The organism is Nostoc sp. DedSLP04 (assembly GCF_034530775.1).
Lineage (GTDB): Bacteria > Cyanobacteriota > Cyanobacteriia > Cyanobacteriales > Nostocaceae > Nostoc.
On the sequence record NZ_JAVRCL010000002.1, the window covers coordinates 38,191 to 53,621 of the forward strand.

The following is a 15,431-nucleotide window of genomic DNA, read 5'->3' on the forward strand; positions in this document are numbered from 1 at the left end:
CAGCGTTTATAATTGTCAAAATTCTCGATATCTCGATATATAGTCACACCTTATTTATTTTAATACTCTAAAAATGATCCCCCACATCCTTGTAGATGCAGGGGATAGAATAATAGGATTAGTTTTACTGGCTCAACAAGTCAATAGCTTGTTCAAGCGACATCTTAGCCTTGTGCAAATTTAGCAGGTTTTCCTGGTCGTATCGGTCAGGATAGCTCATTTTCCTGCCCTCTAAAGTTATCCGAATTAGTGCTGCTTGCTCATCTGTGGGTGAATTCATCTCATCTATAGCAGAACTGATTACCTGGATAGCGTTAAAGTTAGGGAATTTTAACCCTTTACCTTGCTTCATTTGTTGCAGTGCTAAAAGTGGAAATGCCATCAGAGTTACGATGTATGAGGTTTTGTATCCTGCATTCCCAGTTGGTTTGATGCCGTATCTCCGACACAAGTCGCGTAATTCTTTAATAGTCTTGATTTCAAGTTCGGAACGCGTGAACATAAAATAGTAGTGTCCATTTTTGAAATTGGATATTGGTGGTTGTACTTCCGGCAAGTTGTCGCAACCACCAAAAAACAATCTATTGTTTTGGCACCAAGTAAATCAAGCCTTATTTATATTTCTCAATAATGCCTAATCCTAAAGGGAATCCACAAAATTTACAACCAATTAAATCAAATAGAGAAGAATCATTAACAGAAAGGATTAACCTACGCATTACCAAGACTATGAAGGAAGAACTATCTACAAAGGATGATCCTCCAGAATTTTGCCGTCGTGCAATCCAGGAAGCATTAGATAAAGATAAACAGAAGTAATTTCAAAGAGATAGTTGTCACGAATGTGTGAATTACTGGAATAAGTCAGCAATATGCTTGATTGTTTGCGGAAAACACCAAAATGAGAAAACAAACTAGGATTTGAGAAAGTAAAAGCTCATTTTGCTTGCGGAAAACACCAAAATGAGAAAACAAACTGGAGTTTGAGAAAGTAAAAGCTGATTTTGCTTGCGGAAAACACCAAAATGAGAAAGCAAACTGGGGTTTGAGAAAGTAAAAGCTCATTTTACTTGCGGAAAACACCGAAATTAGAAAGTAAAAGCAGCTTTTGAGTAAGCAAACACAGCTTTTGAGTAAGTCAAATGTCATTTTGCTTATTAAATTTGACTTTAGGGACTCCCAAATAAAAAATACTCAACTACTTCTTGTGGAGTGGGCATCTTGCCCGCCCATAGCCAAAAGCTGTTAAGAGGATGTTTGAAAAGTCATAATTGGTGTATCAACGTTTTTTACCCCACCCTAACCCTCCCCGTATGTATTGGGGAGGGAACTAGATTTTCCAGTTTTCCCCCTTGTAAAGAGGGGATTAAGGTGGAAAATTCAAAGTCTCTCTCCTGAAAGGAGAGAGATTTTCTAGATAGCATGAAAAGTCAGCTTTTTAATTGTCGCTTGTAGGGCAGGGGACAGACTTTTCTCCTGACCAATCTGTAAGAGTATTTTCATCTCTATAATGCCGGGGAGTTTTCAGCAGCAAATGCCAAGCTTCTCCAGCATCCAATAAATTAAACTTTTCAGAATATTGAGTTTCTAACAAATCCCTAACCATCACATAATAGTCCGAGTTCATTCCTGGAAAAATATGATGCTCAGTGTGATGAGAAAAATTGAAATGTAACAAGTCAAATATTTTGTAAACCCGGAGAGACATACTATTAATTAGTGGATCGTTCACACTAGTCATGGGACAAAGTAAATGATTTGTATAAATATAAAAAATTACTCCGGCATAACCAATTGCAATCGGTAAAAAATAACCAAGTATGAGCTTTATGGGGTCAAGTTGAAGATAGATGAGGATACTCAGATGAATCACGATCATCATCAATAATTCCCCTGCGATCGCTCGACGATCTTTCGGACTGACTGTAAATGCAGCAGGAACATAATCGACGGATTCATGATTGAAAAATAGCACAGATGTCACATTGCGAAAAGTATGTACTCCCCAAGCAGAAGTCATTCCCACTATGAACCATATAGGATTGACTTCAGTAGAAGGCACAAATAAGTTCTGAATCCATTTTCCCCAGGTTGAAGATTGTTCATACAAGTAATTACGATCTGGGTCGCCTAAATCATTAGTGTGATTATGATGTACTCGATTATGAACTGCTTTCCACAACGTTGGTGGCATCCACCCAATTGTTAGCCCTAGAAAGCTAATGATATAAGTTAACCGGGCGTTTTTAATTACGCTACCATGCATCATCTCGTGAGAACTCAATAGTAAGACAAGAACGCTATTGCCCATAATGATGCTTAAAGGTAGATAAAGCCATAAAAGATGTGGCGACCAACAATCTAGCCGAGCTGCTATCATCCAGCCTAATATCAAAATTGCCAGATTAATGAACAAGATAATTAACTTACTTGGATCGGAAATAAATGCTTCAGGTGGTATCAGAGAACGTAATTCTTTCGCATATATTTTCTGGTGAATAAGTGTCCGATCTGTAGTAACATTCATAAATAATTTTTCAGTTAGATAATTTCACTGGGTAAAGTTTTGCGGTAAATCGTAGCGTTTTTCAACTGGAATAATTAAATTCACAAGTAGGTAAGTATTTAAATCCTAACACACAATATTTCTGCGGTAGACCTCTTGCATAATTTTGGCATTGCCTACACGTTTTACTCAGAAGAATTTATGTGGTTAAAAGTGAAAGTTATCTAAAGCTAACTAAAATTATTGTTTTAACCATATTACTAGCTATAGGCTATTAGGATGTCAAGTTTATCTTAATAGGTAATGTTTTTTTAGTAATAGCTTTAGTCTTTATTTTTTCATCAATAAAATGCTTACTAAAAACCCTATATATTAGCTTGAAAAAGTACTAAAAAAACGTAAGTTTGTTAAAAGTTTTCCCAATTTCAATCCCCCCACATCTTTATAGATGCAGGGGGAGTAATAAAATAACCCACAATTTGAATTTTTGATTAATTTTTGGGCAGTATTCACCCATTAATCCCATATACGGTAGGTGCAATTGCACTATTTATACTTTGTGCAAGCAGCCCATCTCAAAACTATTCAGACGCTTTGTTATTAGCTCTATTAGCACGCGCCTCAGCTGAAGCCATCACCTCATCGAAATTTTCTAGCACTTCGCCAGGGAAGTTTTCCAAAACTCTGGTAGAAAGAGCAACCCGGCCTTTACCTTCATCCAAGTCAATAATTACAGCTTTAATTGGCTGACCAACTTGAAATACTTTTTCTAAAGAATCAATAAATTTCTGGCTTACTTGCTTGATATGAAGTAGGGCGCTCATCCCACTTAAATCGACAAATACACCAAAAGGTTTGATGCCAGTAACTTTACCTTCCACCAGTTGACCTAGTTCTAATAAGCTGAAGTTGCTAGAACGAGTTGCTAAACGCTGGGAAAGAATGAGTTTGTTGGTGTTTTTATTAATTTCCAAAAAGCCCACGGTCAGATTTTGACCTTTGAGTGCATCTAAATTATCACGCTCTGCCAAGTGCGATCGCGGGATAAATCCCCGCAAAGAAAGAATATCAACGGTTACACCACCTTTATTCACACCCATAACTCGTACTTGCACAGTCTGAGCATTTTCCTGCATTTCGGCCAGTCGTTCCCAGATGTGCTGAATTTCCAACTGCTTTCGAGAAAGGGTGACTTGCCCTTCTGCATCCTGATCTCGGATAATCAAAAATTGCATTTCCTCTTGCAATGGCAGCACTTCCGATAAATCGGTAACTGCTCTCAAAGAAGCCTCATCGCGTGGCAGAAAAGCTGACGACTTGCCACCAATATCAACATAAGCTCCATCATGATCGAGTTGGAACACTTTGCCATTTACAAGCTGTCCCTTTTGAAATTGGTAGTCGTGTTTTTCTAGTGCTTTGGCAAAATCGTCCATTGTAAAGGGCGAATTGGCTGTTTGAGAAAGTTTCGATTCGGAATTCATGACTTTTGAAGATTAGTTTTTATTTGATATGGTGCAACTGAAGTTTAAATTGTCATTTGTCATTTGTCATTTGTCCTTTGTATTCACCAATGACCAATGACCAATGACGAACTTGGCTGCGTATGCTTCAGTTTAGTTGACCAAAGAGTTGTTTTACTTGCTCCCAAGCATCGGCCGCAGCTTTAGGATTATAACTGGCACGGTGGTTACAGAAAAATCCGTGATCAGCTCCATCGTAGCGAAACACATGATGAAGAATTTTATATTTTTCTAACTCTGCTTCAATCTCATCTACTTGTTCGGCTGGAATGCTAGCATCTTCTTTACCAAAGAAGGCATAGAGAGTGCCTGAAATTTCTCTGGTGCGGGTGACAGTAGGAGCGCCGCCTCCCGGCGTGCGAGTGGTAATTCCAGCACCGTAGAAGGAAGCCGTAGCTTTAATATCTGGCAAGGTGGCTGCAAGATATGCGACATGACCGCCAAAGCAGAAGCCAATACAGCCAAAACCATCTTTTTTCACGTGGGGCAAATTTTTGAGGTAGTCAATCGCTAGTTGAATATCGCTCAACAACTCTGAAGCTTTGGTTTGCATGGCGTAGCTTCTGCCCGTTTCAATATCTTCGGGTGTGTATCCGGTTTCAAAGCCAGGAGCAATCCGTTGAAAAAGTGCCGGTGCGATCGCTACATACCCAAGTTGGGCAATCCGTTCTGTAACTTCCCGAATGTGAGCGTTGATACCAAAAATCTCTTGTAATACTACAACTCCTGGGTAAGAGCCAGGTTCTTTTGGTTCTGCTAGATAAGCAGACACTTGAATATTATCTTGCAAAAGATTAACCGTTGTGGTAATTGTTGCTTGCTCTGTCATAATAATTTTTACTAGTGCTGTGTGATTAACCGTGTGTTTATTTGATATAACTATGCCAGTATGCCCAGCTTTTTTCTAATTAAATTATCAGTTCCCAGTAGTGAGAGCATTAGAAATTGAGTTTAGAAAAAATTTATATGTAAATAACTAATCTTGTATGTAATAAATCAACTAGTTATCCGGGGATGCTGAGTTAAAAGTGCTGAGTAGGAAAGCAACACCTAAGACTCAAACCTCAGCACTCAAGACTCAGCACTCAGCACTTAGTATTCAGGAGGTTTGGTGATGATTCAATTCCGTATTCAGCCAGACAGCGAAATTCCCGCATCAACCCAGCTGTTTAATCAAATCCGATTTGCGATCGCTTCTCGACAATATCCCCCAGCCTACAAATTACCAAGCACACGGGCGCTGGCAATGCAAACGGGATTACATCGCAATACCATAAGTAAGGTTTACCGTCAACTAGAGGAAGACGGATTTGTTGAAAGTATGGCTGGTTCGGGTATTTATGTTCGCGCCCAAGGTCATGAGGGCGGTAGTAGGCTGCAATCACCAATTCTCAAACAAAATCCTGATGCATATCAAGTTGTTCAGCAAGCACTTGACGAACTGCTCTCTCAAGGATGTACGCTGAACCAAGCTAGAGAGCTATTTTTAGCGGAAATTGACTGGCGCTTGCGTTGTAGTGCGCGGGTACTGGTTGCAGTTCCATCTTATGATATGGGTGCTGGTGAGTTGATGGTGTATGAATTAGAGCGATCGCTAAAAATTCCAGTCCAGTTGGTAGCAATGGAAGAATTAACAGCTGTGTTAGATAAAACTACCTCGGCGACAGTAGTCACAAGTCGATATTTTATCAGTAATGTAGAAGCGATCGCAGCTCCAAAAGCTGCACGGGTAATTCCTCTCGATATCTACGACTACAGCAAAGAACTCAACCTATTAAAAACTCTACCAAAAGAAAACTGTGTTGGCATAGTTAGCCTTAGTTCCGGGATTGCACGAGCCGCAGAAGTCATCCTCCACGGTTTGCGGGGCGATGAACTATTGGTGATGACTTCGCAGCCAAAAGATGCTTACAAACTTCAAGCAATGGTTAAACGGGCTGAGGTCATCATCAGCGACCAAGCTAGTTTTGCGGCAGTACAAGCAGCCGTGCAAGCCTCTGATGAAGATATTATTCGTCCACCAAAGCTGATTAAGGTTGAAAATTATATCGGCGCTAACTCGATTAATTTACTAAAAAGAGAACTGGGTTTAAGTTAATCTCAAGATAATTCTACCAACATCTTTGAGAGCAACTGATACAGGAGGGATAGGATAGTGCAGATTGTAATTGTGGGCGCAGGCCCAACAGGTGTAACCCTTGCCCTGCTTCTTGTAAAACGTGGTATTGCTGTAACGTTAATTGAAGCAGCAAAAGACTTTCATCGGGTATTTCGCGGCGAAGGATTAATGCCCAGTGGCTTAGATGCTCTAGAGCAAATGGGTCTATTGGCGTTGTTAGAGGATATTCCCCATCGGCGACTCGACGCGTGGGAATTCATTATCGGGGACAAGCAGTTGTTTCGAGTTGAGGAACCAATGGGAGCAACCCGACCCTGTACACTGGTTTCACAACCACCGTTACTAAAAGCACTGATTTCGGAAGCTCAAACCAATGATGGGTTTGAATTTATCCAGGGTGTTCCAGTCAAAGATTTGCTGTGGAGTAACCAACGTGTCGCAGGTGTAGTACTGAGCGATGGGAGAGAATTTACTGCTGACTTAGTGATTGGGGCAGATGGTCGAAATTCTCTTGTGCGACAACGTATAGGTTTGGAATTGGTACGCCAACCCAAAAATATTGATATTCTCTGGTTTAAACTTGCCGCCAGCCCTGAGTTTGCAGCCGATAATGTATTTCGTACTATTGTAAATGGCGATCGCGTATTTACCATCTTTCACGGAGCAGAATCAGGAAAACTACATCTGGCTTGGGTGATGTCAGCAACCGAAAATACTGACTCCAAACAAGCCAACTGGGCAGATATTTTTGCCTCACTATCCCCCTCATGGCTAGCAGAGCATTTCCGTAATCATGCAGGCACCATCGAATCCCCCATTAGGCTCTCTGTTGTGGTTGGTTATTGTCCACAATGGCACGCACCAGGGGTATTACTTCTAGGTGACGCTGCACACCCAATGTCTCCCGTCCGTGCCCAAGGAATTAATCTCGCATTCCGTGATGTGATTGTCGCTGCTAATCATCTTGTGCCACTTTTGCAAAAAGAAGCTGGACACCAGGATATTGACATGGCACTATTGCACATCCAAGCAGAACGTCAGCCAGAAATTATCCGCGCCCAGCAACTCCAGTTAGAAGAAGCTAAACAAGGCGAACTACTGCGAAAAAATGCACTGCTGCGATCGCTGTTGATTCAACTTGCTCCCTTGCTCCGTAAAATAATTAAAAAGTCTTGGTTAAAGCGACAATACAAAATGCGTCAAGGTATCACACAGGTACATTTAACTGTCTAAAAAACCGCCATCAGTTATCCGACTTGTGGTTTTGCCGTGTTAATTTGCAAAAACTCTTGTACCTGTTGCATATAAGTTGGCGCATCTTCCAACATTGGGAAATGCGCTGTGTTACGAATCATCACAAATTTAACTTTGTCATTCAATGCAGCGGCTTGACGCCCCATCTCGGCTGGAATAATTTTGTCATACTCCCCCGCCACAAGCAGAGTCGGCACTGTTAGCTTGGCAAACTCTTCCGGCATCACTTCAGATTGAGCTTTACTGACTGAAGTAAAAATTGTTCCTAAAGCCGCATCGTAATCTGCTTCGAGAAAATCTTCCAAAAAAGCTTGCCGCTCAGAATGTGGTATGGAACTATGTAGAAATCTGGCCATAAACATCCGGTCAACAAATGGAATTTTGCTTAACCACTTGGGACGGAATTTTACTACATAACCACCAAATTTATGAAAAGCACTAAAAGATTTTTCGTCGTACTCAAAAATGCCGCTACAAGTTAAAATTCCTCGTTCTACTCGTTCGGGATAGCGGTTAAAAAATAAAGTGGCAACAGAAGCGCCCATCGAGTGAGCATTGATATAAACACGCTGGAGATGCAACCCATCTAACAAAGCTGCCAAATCATCAGCGTATTCCTCTAATTCATAGGTTAACTCTTTAATTGCCTCTGATTCTTCCTGGGGGGATTCCGATTCGGCAACAGCTTCACTTGCTTCGGCTATGGTTGGCTTCCCACCAGAACGGCCAAATCCCCGCATATCGTAGAGTAAACAATCAAATTGCTCTGATAAAGCATCAGCAGTATTTTGCCAATATCTAGCCGAACCAGCCCAACCGTGAATGAAAACCATCACTGGTTTTACCAAAGAACCGGATGGTTTTTTCACCCATTCGTAGTAATGCTCAACGCCACGAACATTAATATAAGGCATTAGTCATTTGTCCTTTGTCAGTTGTCATTAGTCCCTGGTATATGGTTATTATTCCTTATTTTTTGACCAATGACTAATGACCAATCACTAATGACTATTAAGCTGATTCTGGCTTCGGTAGTGAAGACGGATGTATTATCAGTTCGGCAGTCGATCGCTTCTCGACCATCTCCCGTGTTACTGTACAGCGTGTCACATCCTTACGGGATGGTAACTCATACATTACATCCAGCATTAATTCTTCAACAATACCACGTAATGCTCTCGCACCAGTTTTACGGCGGTAAGCTTCTTGAGCGATCGCTCGTAAAGCATCTGCTTTAAAATCTAGCTGGACATTATCCATCTTCAGCAGTTTTTGGTACTGCTTCACTAGCGCGCTGCGTGGTTGAGTGAGAATCGCCATCAGTGCTTCTTCATCTAACGGATCTACTACTGCTACCATTGGCATCCGCCCAATAAATTCTGGAATCAGGCCAAATTTTACTAAATCATCCGGTTCTAGATGGCGAAGCGTGTCTGCTGCTCGTTTTTCCTTCGATTGGCCTTCTCCTGGCTGCACAAAGCCGATTGCTTTTTTGCCAACTCTCTGATCTACAATCTTTTCTAAGCCAACGAAGGCACCACCACAGACGAACAAAATATTACTTGTATCAATCTGGATGCAGTCTTGATAAGGATGCTTGCGCCCTCCTTGGGGTGGTACATTAGCGATCGTTCCCTCTAACATTTTCAGCAAGGCTTGCTGCACGCCTTCGCCAGAAACATCGCGGGTAATTGACGTGTTCTCGCTCTTACGAGCAATTTTGTCAATTTCGTCAATGTAAATAATTCCCCGTTGCGCTTCCTCTATATCCAAATCTGCCACCTGTAACAGTCGCAGCAAGATATTTTCCACATCTTCTCCCACATACCCAGCTTCCGTCAGCGTCGTCGCATCGGCTACGGCAAAGGGTACATCCAGGATTTTCGCTAGGGTTTGGGCTAAGAGAGTTTTGCCGCAACCAGTCGGGCCGATTAACAAGATGTTGGACTTTTGCAGTTCTATGGCATCATCCGCCCCAGGTTTGCCACTGGCCTTAGACTGAATCACCGCCAGCCGCTTGTAGTGATTGTAAACAGCGACTGAAAGCACTTTCTTCGCTTCGTCTTGACCAATAACGTGTTCGTCTAGATACTTTTTAATCTCTCTTGGCTTGGGTATTTGATTAAACGAAATACTAGCAGAGTGGGTACGCCGTTTTTCAGGTGGTTCTGCTCTTGGTGCTGGTTGTGCTGCCGCACCACTGGTATCGAGCAACTCCTCGTCTAGTATTTCATTACACAAGTCAACGCATTCATCGCAGATGTAGACTCCCGGCCCTGCGATTAACTTACGCACCTGCTCTTGAGACTTGCCACAAAATGAACATTTTAAATGGGAGTCGTACTTAACCATACCAGCCTCTTATTTCAGAATGGTGACGTTTTCCCCTGCTACGGGAAGATTTTGCCTGGAAATGACTTGATCGATCAAACCGTAGTTTTTTGCCTCTTCTGCCGACATAAAAAAGTCGCGCTCAGTATCTGCTTCTATTCTTTCTAAGGGTTGACCAGTATGGTGAGCCATTAGCTGATTCAACTTAGCCTTTACGTAAAGAATTTCTCTGGCTTGAATTTCAATGTCAATGGCTTGACCTTGAGCGCCACCAAGTGGTTGGTGAATCATAATCCGGGAGTCGGGCAGAGACATTCGCTTACCGGCAGCCCCTGCTGTCAACAAAAATGCCCCCATGCTCGCGGCTAATCCAAAACAGATGGTAACAACATCAGGGCGAATTTGCTGTATTGTATCATAGATTGCCATCCCTGCGTAGACGGAGCCGCCAGGAGAATTAACATACAGTTGGATGTCTTTTTCTGAGTCTTCGGCGTCTAGGAATAACAACTGAGCCACAATTGAGTTGGCTACGGCATCGTCTATTGGCGTTCCTAAAAAGATAATCCGCTCTCGCAGCAGGCGGGAGTAGATGTCGAAAGCTCTTTCTCCCATGCCAGATTGCTCTATCACCATCGGCACGATGTTGCTAGGGCTGCTTAACTGGGAGTTAATGTTTATTCGACTTAAGTTGCTGATTGGGGAATTTCCCGACTGCGATTCAAGCATACAAGCTTTCTTTGAGAATTATTTAGGACAAATGTTTCAGCAGCAGATGCTGCCTTTTCAACGAATGGAATTTTTATAAGCTACGTGTTAACCATTATGCCTCATATAATTTCCTCTCGTGTAACACAGTATCAAGCTCAAGTGATAACAAGTGTCACTATTTGCCGAAAATTCATTAATTCTTTAATTATTTTGACTTCATCCCTGAGTCATGGGGCATGGGGCATTGGGCATTGGGTATTGGTTATTTTCCCCTGCTCTCTGCTCCCTCATCTCCCTTAGCTTACCCATTTCACCAGTACTTTAACTCAGAACTGGTGAACTCATGGTTGTGGGATTTTTTATTATCCTTCTGTAACTTCTGTAGAAGCTTCGCTGTTTTCTTCCTCAGTCTGAGGTGCATCAGCATCAGCATCTGATTCTGCGTCTTCCGTTTCCTCCGCAGGACTCAAAGAACCTTCGGGTACAAGTTCAACTGATGAGTGTTCTAAGAGCCAATCGATGATTTTTTCGGTTAACAGTTCGTTTTCCACGATTGAGCGCAGTTTATCTTCATCAACGTCTTGTTCCTCTGAGTATTGCTCCAAAAGTTCTGTGACTCTGGCTGCGATTTCTTCTGGTGTTACCTCGATAGATTCGCGTTTGCCGATTTCTCGCAAGGATAAGGAGCGTTTGATGCGTTCAATTGCTTCAGTACGCGATCGCTCCCGCAATTGCGGAATAATATCTTGAGTAAACAGCTTTCTCACATCCAATCCCTGCTGAGACAGCCGGATTGCTGTTTGCGTTAGCATTGCATCCACTTCTTGCTCAATCAAGGTTGCTGGTAAGTCAACTTCTACCTGCTTGAGCAGTTCCGTTAACAAGGCTTCCTGCTTATTGGTTTTTGTTTTGTCGTCCGCCTCTTTTTGATATCGCTCTACCAAAGAAGCGCGTAACTCCTCTAAGGTTTCAAAATCGCTGATTTCCTGGGCGAAATCGTCATTTACTTCTGGTAGTTCCTTTTCTTTCAGTTCTTTGAGCGTCACGGTAAAAGTTGCCGCTTTTCCAGCTAATTCTTCATTAGCATAAGGATCTGGGAACTGTGCTGCAATCTCTTTGGTTTCTTCAGGATTCATCCCCACTATTCCCGAAATAAAGCCTGGAATAAACTTATCTTCCTGCAACTCAACCTGAAAATCAGTTGCTTCGGCTCCGGGAATCGGTTCTAGTTCTGTTGTTTCGTCCTCGCCCTCAACTCTGGCGAATGAACCTTTAAAATCGACTACGGCAATATCGCCAATTTGAGCTGCACGTCCTTCTACAGGAATCAATGTCGCCAATTCTTGACGTTCCTTATCCAGCGTGTTCTCCACTTGCTCTGGATCGAACTTGACTTCTTCGGCTTTGGCTTGCAAATCAGTGTACTGCACTAGATTCACTTCTGGTTCTACATCCACAGCAGCCGAAATCGTCAAGGGTTTTCCCGGTTCATAATTATTAATCAAATCCTCAAAAGAGGAGCGCAATTGCGGCTGACCGATTGCTGGGATGGCTTCTTGTTTGACTGCTTGCTCAATGCCATCTTGAATTAGTTCTTCCAGCGCCGCTGCCTTGATTCGAGTTGTACCCAGCCGTTGTAGTAATATCGGCCGAGGCACCTTGCCTTTACGAAACCCAGGAATATTGGCAGTACTCGCTAAGTTTTTAATGACCTGTTCGTAAGTTTGCTTGGTAATTTCCGGCGTAATCTCTATTTCCAGGCCAATTTGGCTGGCGGGAAGTTTTTCCTGGGTAACTTTCATGCTTTGTCTCTAGTTTTCTGGTATTTTATACTCCGAGTACACACAAAACGCAATAAAATAATTGTTTGCGTTTATAGCTTGATGTCTCTTAGGGCAATGGAAGTTTGCCAAAAGGTCTTGTGACATCCAAGGATGGATGTTTGTCTTGGGGCAAAGATCCAGTTTACTGCCAATTATCAAGGACTTGATATTTTACTTTCATAACAATTTGGTTAATGGGGCATTGATATTAAGGGGGAGGTGATAGGGAAATAATCTGTAACCCTTACCCTGTCACCTCTACCCTGTAACCTAATACGCTATTCCCTTCTTCACCCCCGACTCACTCTAAAACTTGGGAATTAATTATTCAGTGGGCTAACGCCGTGATATCCTGGTCTCAAAGAGTGGTTAGTACCTCAAATTAAAGTTATAGTATTGAGTCTAGCTATTATCTAGCTATTATTAAGTTATGTGTGGTACGAGAGTGCATCTGTCACTTAACCACATAGCTCAGTGTTGTGCTGGCTTTTTGCATTTAGCTCGTAGTATATTCATCATCTTTGGTAAACAAGTTTGTAGCCAATACATTTGTTTCTTTACAGGAAGGATGCTTGTTAAACCCCTAAATGCAGATATCTCCCTTTTTCTGATAAATAGCGGTTTATTGTATAATATATAGTTATAGTTATTGATGAAAAAATCGGCGTTATTTTAAAATGCAACATTATAAAAAAATGTATTAAATATATAAAGATATATTAAATGAAAGAAAAATTTAAACCTATTTAAAATGTATTTCCAGACTGCGATCGCTATTTAAATATAACTAAATTGTCCATTGTTCCAAGAAATTGCAGATTAAGTCTCTTAATAAGGAGGAAGCAAGTTTGTCGAAATCCTATCGTTTAGCTATTTTAGGAGCTACTGGTGCAGTAGGCACAGAGTTGCTGGAATTATTAGAAAGTCGTAATTTTCCGGTTGCTGACTTGAAGTTATTGGCATCAGAGCGGAGTGCGGGGCGATCGCTGCGGTTTAAAGGTGAAAATATACCAATAGAGGCAGTGAGCGATCGCGCCTTTGAAAATGTCGATATAGTACTAGCTAGTGCAGGTGGTTCCACATCCAAAACTTGGGCAGCAGTTGCTGTGGAAAAGGGCGCAGTGGTAATTGACAACTCCAGTGCTTTTCGGATGAACCCGGAAGTTCCCTTAGTAGTTCCAGAGGTGAATCCCCAAGCTGCGGCGCATCACCAAGGCATTATTGCTAACCCCAACTGCACAACAATTTTAATGTCTGTGGCAGTCTGGCCATTGCATAAAGTTAAACCAGTGCAACGCATCGTCGCTGCAACCTACCAATCTGCTAGTGGTGCTGGGGCTAGGGCAATGGCAGAAGTTAAAACCCAAACAAGCGCTATACTACAAGGACAGCCAGCGATTGCCGAAATATTGCCTTATCCATTGGCATTTAATTTATTCCCGCATAACTCCCCATTAAACGATTTGGGTTACTGTGAGGAAGAAATGAAAATGGTCAACGAAACCCGAAAAATATTTGGTACGCAGCAAATCAGAATCACTGCAACCTGTATACGGGTTCCCGTACTCCGCGCTCACTCAGAAGCCATTAATTTAGAATTTGAGACTCCTTTCAGTGCGAACGAAGCCAAAGAAATTTTAAATTCCTCCCCGGGAGTAAAATTGGTAGAAGATTGGGGAACGAATCATTTTCCGATGCCAATAGAAGCAACCGGTCGAGATGAAGTTTTAGTGGGAAGAATTCGCCAGGATATTTCTCATCCTTGTGGCTTGGAATTATGGTTATGTGGCGACCAAATTCGCAAAGGTGCAGCATTGAATGCAGTACAAATAGCCGAATTGTTAGTAGAGAAAAATCTACTTAAACCATTAGCTATTAGTCATTAGTCACTTGTACTGAGCGTAGTCGTAAAGCCTGCGGCATAGCTACGCTTCGGGCGCAGCCTCTCCAAGAGTTGTATTAGTCATTGGTAATTAGTAAAATGACAAATGACAAAGGACAAATAACAAATGACTAATGACACTTGAAAGCAATTTGCAAATAGGTTATTACAATAGAGAACCACCAAGATATAAAAACATGGGTAATCAGGAGTGAAAAAAGGGTGGGAGATTTTGGCAATGTTTTAACCGCTATGATTACGCCATTTAAAGCAGATGGTAGTGTCAACTATGATGTAGCGGCAGAACTGGCGGCGCATCTAGCTAACAACGGTACAGATACATTGGTGATGTGCGGCACAACCGGAGAATCCCCGACACTAAGTTGGGATGAGGAATACCAGTTGTTTGTCGAGGTATTACAGTCCGTGGCCGGAAAAGCCAAGGTAATCGCAGGTTGTGGATCGAATTCCACCAAAGAAGCGATCGCAGCCACCCAAAAAGCGTCTAAAATAGGAGTACATGGTTCCTTACAAGTTGTTCCTTATTACAACAAACCGCCGCAAGCGGGATTGGAAGCGCACTTTAAGGCAATAGCACAAGCCTGTCCCGACTTACCGTTGTTGTTATATAATGTCCCAGGTCGTACCGGACAAAACCTTCAGCCAGAAACAGTTGCCCGGTTAGCTGAGGTTAACAATATTGTCGGGATTAAAGAATCCACTGGTAATATAGATCAGGCTAGCGTTATTCGTCGCTTGACACCAAAAGAATTCCACATCTATTCTGGTGATGATTACATGACTTTGCCCTTGTTAGCGATCGGGGCAAAGGGTGTGGTAAGTGTGGCTTCTCATCTGGTAGGAAACCAACTACAGCAGATGATTCAAGCTTTTAGGGCGGGAAAAGTTGAGGTAGCAAGCGACATTCATCTCCAATTATTTCCGTTGTTTAAAGCTTTATTTCTTACTTCAAATCCCATTCCAGTGAAAAAAGCACTGCAACTTCAAGGTTGGGAGGTTGGTTCAACTCGTCCGCCGCTATGTGAAGCTGATTTAGAAGTAAGTCAAAAGTTAGAAGCGATTCTGAAAGAACTTAGTTTAATTTAACCACCAGCTATTTAAATGTTGATACTCTCCTCCTTGCCAAAGATACATATACACAACGATCGTAATTGTTCATAAGTTGCATTTAAAAACCTGTGCTAGGACTGATAGATATACTATGAATCCTTGAGTTTTACAGTTGATTTTATTGAATAAAAAATTGAAATCTTCAATTAAA

Annotated in this window: 13 protein-coding genes; 5 read left to right on the plus strand and 8 right to left on the minus strand. The window is 41.9% G+C overall.

Annotated features, from left to right (window positions below; genetic code table 11):
* Nucleotides 1-124: 124 nt before the first annotated feature.
* A complete protein-coding gene (locus RMX89_RS01265) occupies nucleotides 125-502 on the minus strand; it encodes a hypothetical protein (protein ID WP_322669668.1) in 378 nt (125 codons plus the stop codon).
* 128 nt (nucleotides 503-630) lie between these two features.
* Here RMX89_RS01265 and RMX89_RS01270 point away from each other — a divergent pair, with 128 nt between their 5' ends.
* The gene (locus RMX89_RS01270) at nucleotides 631-819 is read left to right on the plus strand and encodes a hypothetical protein (RefSeq protein ID WP_322668337.1); all 189 of its coding nucleotides are present in this window, start codon (nucleotides 631-633) and stop codon (nucleotides 817-819) included.
* A 619-nt stretch (nucleotides 820-1,438) separates the two neighbouring features.
* Here RMX89_RS01270 and RMX89_RS01275 read toward each other — a convergent pair.
* The 3 genes from RMX89_RS01275 to RMX89_RS01285 all read right to left on the minus strand — a co-directional run bounded on the left by RMX89_RS01275 (nucleotide 1,439) and on the right by RMX89_RS01285 (nucleotide 4,858).
* On the minus strand, nucleotides 1,439-2,527 hold the full coding sequence (locus RMX89_RS01275; protein WP_322687639.1) for a fatty acid desaturase family protein: 1,089 nt from the start codon (nucleotides 2,525-2,527) through the stop codon (nucleotides 1,439-1,441).
* Between the two features lie 560 nt (nucleotides 2,528-3,087).
* Nucleotides 3,088-3,990 carry a S1 RNA-binding domain-containing protein gene (locus tag RMX89_RS01280; RefSeq protein WP_322684873.1) on the minus strand — a complete coding sequence of 301 codons (903 nt, stop codon included), beginning with the start codon at nucleotides 3,988-3,990 and terminating at the stop codon, nucleotides 3,088-3,090.
* Nucleotides 3,991-4,117: 127 nt separating this feature from the next.
* Nucleotides 4,118-4,858 carry a dienelactone hydrolase family protein gene (locus tag RMX89_RS01285; RefSeq protein ID WP_322687640.1) on the minus strand — a complete coding sequence of 247 codons (741 nt, stop codon included), beginning with the start codon at nucleotides 4,856-4,858 and terminating at the stop codon, nucleotides 4,118-4,120.
* 285 nt (nucleotides 4,859-5,143) lie between these two features.
* Between RMX89_RS01285 and RMX89_RS01290 the strand changes: the two genes are divergently transcribed.
* Complete coding sequence (locus tag RMX89_RS01290) at nucleotides 5,144-6,127, plus strand: GntR family transcriptional regulator (RefSeq protein ID WP_322687641.1); 984 nt, start codon at nucleotides 5,144-5,146, stop codon at nucleotides 6,125-6,127.
* A gap of 54 nt (nucleotides 6,128-6,181) precedes the next feature.
* Nucleotides 6,182-7,381 (plus strand): FAD-dependent monooxygenase, encoded by a 1,200-nt coding sequence (locus RMX89_RS01295; RefSeq protein ID WP_322687759.1) that lies wholly within the window; start codon nucleotides 6,182-6,184, stop codon nucleotides 7,379-7,381.
* A 14-nt stretch (nucleotides 7,382-7,395) separates the two neighbouring features.
* Here the strand turns inward: RMX89_RS01295 and RMX89_RS01300 are convergent, their stop codons facing one another.
* From RMX89_RS01300 to tig, 4 genes are all read right to left on the minus strand, one after another.
* Nucleotides 7,396-8,316 carry an alpha/beta hydrolase gene (locus tag RMX89_RS01300; protein ID WP_322687642.1) on the minus strand — a complete coding sequence of 307 codons (921 nt, stop codon included), beginning with the start codon at nucleotides 8,314-8,316 and terminating at the stop codon, nucleotides 7,396-7,398.
* Nucleotides 8,317-8,413: 97 nt separating this feature from the next.
* The gene (clpX, locus tag RMX89_RS01305; protein ID WP_322669673.1) at nucleotides 8,414-9,754 is read right to left on the minus strand and encodes an ATP-dependent protease ATP-binding subunit ClpX; all 1,341 of its coding nucleotides are present in this window, start codon (nucleotides 9,752-9,754) and stop codon (nucleotides 8,414-8,416) included.
* Nucleotides 9,755-9,763: 9 nt separating this feature from the next.
* The gene (gene clpP / locus RMX89_RS01310; RefSeq protein ID WP_104905916.1) at nucleotides 9,764-10,462 is read right to left on the minus strand and encodes an ATP-dependent Clp endopeptidase proteolytic subunit ClpP; all 699 of its coding nucleotides are present in this window, start codon (nucleotides 10,460-10,462) and stop codon (nucleotides 9,764-9,766) included.
* A gap of 344 nt (nucleotides 10,463-10,806) precedes the next feature.
* Nucleotides 10,807-12,246: a trigger factor gene (gene tig, locus RMX89_RS01315; RefSeq protein WP_322687643.1), complete on the minus strand. Its 1,440-nt coding sequence runs from the start codon at nucleotides 12,244-12,246 to the stop codon at nucleotides 10,807-10,809.
* An 869-nt stretch (nucleotides 12,247-13,115) separates the two neighbouring features.
* Between tig and RMX89_RS01320 the strand changes: the two genes are divergently transcribed.
* Nucleotides 13,116-14,153: an aspartate-semialdehyde dehydrogenase gene (locus tag RMX89_RS01320; RefSeq protein ID WP_322687644.1), complete on the plus strand. Its 1,038-nt coding sequence runs from the start codon at nucleotides 13,116-13,118 to the stop codon at nucleotides 14,151-14,153.
* Nucleotides 14,154-14,371: 218 nt separating this feature from the next.
* Nucleotides 14,372-15,256: a 4-hydroxy-tetrahydrodipicolinate synthase gene (gene dapA, locus RMX89_RS01325; RefSeq protein ID WP_322669676.1), complete on the plus strand. Its 885-nt coding sequence runs from the start codon at nucleotides 14,372-14,374 to the stop codon at nucleotides 15,254-15,256.
* Nucleotides 15,257-15,431: the final 175 nt, after the last annotated feature.